Origin of the sequence: Saccharothrix sp. ST-888, assembly GCF_000955975.1 — a bacterium.
Taxonomy (GTDB): Bacteria; Actinomycetota; Actinomycetes; order Streptomycetales; family Streptomycetaceae; genus Kitasatospora.
Genome location: NZ_JYJF01000216.1, coordinates 1 through 4,023, shown reverse-complemented (window position 1 = coordinate 4,023; position 4,023 = coordinate 1). Strand labels below are relative to the sequence as shown.

Sequence of the window (4,023 nt, the reverse complement as noted above, 5' to 3'; positions counted from 1 at the left end):
TGCTGCTGGCGCTGTTCTTCCTGGTCAACGGTGTCACCCTGTCGGTCATCACGGCCACGGTCATGACCGACGGCCCGACCCTGGCGAGCACCGCGGGACCGGCCTCCGTGCTCTTCGCGATCGGCCTCGCGCTGCTGGCGCCCGGCATCACCAAGGGCATCGTGGTGGCGCTGAGTTGGCCGGTGCGGCTGCTGACCGGCCTGTCCGGGTACATGGCGATCCGCAACGCCACCACGAACAACGTCCGGATGGCGGGCGCGGTCGCACCCATCGTGCTGCTGATCGGCATCGCCACCGGCACGCTGTACATGCAGTCCACGGAGGACCACGTCTCCGCGAAGAGCTACTCCAGCAACGTGCTCGCCGACTACGTGCTCGACTCCTCGACCGGCGGCTTCGGCCCGAACGTGGTCGGTACGGTCCGCGCCGTCCCCGGCGTGGCCGGCGCCTCGGAACTGGTCACCTCGACGGGCTTCGTGGACACCTCCGGCGGAAGCACCGACATGGACCTGCGCGGCGTGTCCGCCGACGGGGCCGGGCAGACCATCGCGCTCGACTCGCTCACCGGCTCGATCAGCGAACTGCGGGGCGACGCGGTGGCCCTGTCGGACAAGCAGGCGGAGAAGTTCGGCGTCGGGATCGGGGACTCGCTGAAGATCCACTTCGGCGACGGTGCCGCAGCCGCCCCGAAGGTCGTCGCCCTCTACGCCGACAACCCCAAGCAGGAGTACCTGCTGCTGCCCTCCACCGTGCTGGCCGCACACACCACCGCCGGCCTGCCGAAGCAGATCCTGGTCCGCGCCGAGGCCGGCACCGACTCCGGCCAACTCCAGGCCCACCTGGACACGGTGGCGACCTCGGTGCCCGGCACCAGGATCGCCGACCGTTCCACGCTGACCAGCGAGAACTCCCAGATCCAGCAGATCCTGGTCTCGTCGAACTACACCATCGTCGCCATGATCGTCGGATACGCGGCGATCACCGTGATCAACACCCTGGTGGCGGTGACCCGCAAGCGGCGCAGCGAGTTCGGCCTCCAGCGGCTGACCGGTGCCACCCGGGCGCAGGTGATCGGGATGCTGAGCGTCGAGGGCGCCCTGGTCGCGGTCATCGCGACCGTCCTCGGCACCATCGCCGCGGCGACCACCATCGTCCCGTACAGCCTGGTCAAGGCGGACTCGCCGCTGCCGTCGGGCTCGATCGGCATCTACCTGGCGATCATCGGCGGCGCTCTCGCACTGATCTTCGGCGCGACCCTGTTCCCCTCCTGGAGGGGGATGCGGACGCCGCCGATCGAAACGGCCAGGACCCCCGCCTGACCGTGAACCCGGGGCCGCTTCTCCGTCACCCGACGGGGGAGCGGCCCCGTGGTGCGACCGGCGACACGTGGTTCCGATCCGGCCGACCACCAGTCAACTCGTCACGGATCATTGAGTTTTAGTAGCGTGGCGATCACCGGGAAAACCCGCTAGCCTCATCCGTGCGGTACGTCGAGGTACGTACCCGTAGGATGCGGGGCTCGCGGGATCGCTGCTGTCACGGATGGACGATCGCTCTGGTGTGCTTCGACTACCGCATAGCCGTACGGCTCGGCTCTTCCGCCTTACCCGACTCTTCCCGCTTACTCGGCTTACCCGACCTTTCCGGCTTGCGCGCGGACCCGGACGAGACCCGGTGAGCATCGGAGCCCTGCTCCGCGAGGTGCCCGCCCGTTTCCGCCGGGCCTGCGGAGACCTGGTGGTCGGCGTGATGATCGCACTCGGAGCCATGGCGTCCCTGTGCCTGTTCCTGGTCACCGCCTATTTCGTGATCCTCTTCGTCATCGGCATCGGCGCGGTCATGCTGCCGATCGTCACCAAGGCGGTCCGCTGGCTGTGCAACGCCAGCCGTCGCACCGCCGGACGGTCGGGTGTCCAGGTCGCGGTCCCGTACCGGCCGGAGCCCAAGGAGTTCGAAAAGGACATCGTCGGGTGGATCCGCCGCTGCAAGTGGATTCTGACCGACCCCGCCAGCTGGCGGGACCTGCTGTGGCTGCTGCTCAATTCGGCGGTCGGCATGATCGGCTTCCTGCCCGCCGCGGTCCTCTACTACGTCCTCGAAGGGCTCGCCCTGGCCGGCGGCCTCTGGCGGCCCGTACTCCACGCCCGCGGCAGCGGCCGGGAGTACTTCTTCGTCCCGGTCCAGGGCTCGGCGAGCGCCCTGCTGGCGGCGGTCGCCGCCGTGGCCCTGTTCTTCGCCTGGATGTGGGTCAGCCCGCCGATCCTCAAGGCGCACGCGTACTTCACCCGCTTCCTGCTCGGCCCGACCGAACGGGCCGTACTCGCCACCCGGGTCCGGCACCTGGCCGAGACCAGGTCCGGCGCACTGGACGCGGCGGCCGCCGAACTGCGCCGCATCGAGCGCGACCTGCACGACGGCGCCCAGGCCAGGCTGGTCAGCCTCGGCATGACCCTCGGGGCCGTCGAGCGGCACCTCGACAGCAACTCGGACGAGGCGCGCAGACTGCTGCTCGACGCCCGCGCGTCCTCCGTGTCCGCCCTGCGGGAACTGCGCGACCTGGTCCGCGGCATCCACCCCCCGGTCCTCGCCGAACGCGGCCTCGCCGACGCGCTGCGAGCCCTGGGGCTCGCCAGCCCGCTCCAGGTCGAGGTGACGGTGGACATCCCCGGCCAGCCGGCCCCGCCGCTCGAGTCCGCCATGTACTTCTCCGTGTCGGAGCTGCTGACCAATGCACTCAAGTACTCCGGTGCGGACCACGTCGAGGTCACCGCCTGGCACGAGGACGGCGTGCTGCACGCCCGGGTCGCCGACGACGGCCGCGGCGGCGCCGACGCCACCAAGGGCACCGGGCTGCACGGCATCCGCCGCCGACTGGCCACCTTCGACGGAACCCTGGACATCAGCAGCCCCCCGGGCGGTCCGACCGTAATAAAGATGGAGATACCGTGCGTGTTGTCCTCGCCGAAGACCTCTTCCTCCTGAGGCAGGGGCTGATCCAGCTCCTTGACGCATACGGGTTCGAGACCGTGGCCGCCGTGGACAACGGTCCGGACCTGCTCGAAGCCGCCGCCAGGCACCGTCCCGACATCCTGATCGTCGACGTCCGGCTACCGCCGACCTTCACCACCGAAGGCCTGAAGGCGGCACTCCAGGCCAGGCGCGAGATCCCCAGGCTGCCGATCCTCGTCCTCTCCCAGCACGTCGAGCAGATGTACGCACGGGAGCTCCTCGCCGACGGCACCGGCGGCATCGGCTACCTGCTCAAGGACAGCGTCTTCGACAACGAGCAGTTCATCGACGCGATCCGCCGAGTGGCCGCCGGCGGTACCGCCATGGACCCCGCCGTGGTCTCGCAGCTGATGGTGAGCCACGCCCGCGACGAACCGCTCGGCGCACTGACGGCACGTGAGCGGGGCGTGCTGGAGCTCATGGCCGAGGGCTGCTCCAACACCGCCATCGCCCAGCGCCTCTTCATCACCGAAGGCGCGGCGGCCAAACACATCTCCAACATCTTCGTCAAGCTCATGCTGCCCCCGGACAGCGACAGCAACCGGCGGGTCCTCGCGGTCCTCGCCTACCTCAATGCCTGATGCCCCCGACAGCGCGAGCCCGGCCGGACCAGCCCGAGTTTGCCCCCGGTCCCCGATAGGGGTAGTGTTCTCTAGTCGCTCGGCAGGGAGCACCGGACACGCATCGGCGCGGACGGTCCCGGGGCGGCCAATCCTCTGAAACACCACTTCTTCTGTTCGAGCTGAGTCGTGCTCCGGCATGTCTCGGTTGGAATTGTTGTGTGCTTTTCTGGATTGTGGCCGGGTTCGCTTCTCGGAGCGGGGATCGGCTAAGGTTTGGGGCGTCGGACGGGCCGTCAGGTCGGTTCGGCAAAGGCTTTTCCGAGAGCCGGGAAGCGTGAAAGACGGCCAGAGCGATCTGATAGAGTCTGGAGCGCCGAAAGGCCGAAGGAAAGCGGATCGGGTGAGTGAAACTCCGGAAAACGGAGCGGAAAGCATCTGATAAGCTGGAAAC

Annotated in this window: 3 protein-coding genes; all 3 read left to right on the top strand. The window is 68.8% G+C overall.

Annotated elements, in window-relative coordinates; all coding sequences use genetic code 11:
- Nucleotides 1-1,319 (top strand): ABC transporter permease (locus UK12_RS32045; protein WP_045306728.1); only part of this gene is annotated, 1,319 nt, incomplete at its 5' end.
- A gap of 355 nt (nucleotides 1,320-1,674) precedes the next feature.
- Nucleotides 1,675-2,982, top strand: coding sequence for a sensor histidine kinase (locus UK12_RS32040; RefSeq protein ID WP_197085349.1), 1,308 nt, complete (start codon nucleotides 1,675-1,677; stop codon nucleotides 2,980-2,982).
- Entirely contained in the window at nucleotides 2,946-3,590 is a 645-nt protein-coding gene (locus UK12_RS32035) for a response regulator (RefSeq protein WP_045306727.1), read from the top strand. The genes UK12_RS32040 and UK12_RS32035 overlap by 37 nt, the downstream gene beginning before the upstream one ends.
- Nucleotides 3,591-4,023: the final 433 nt, after the last annotated feature.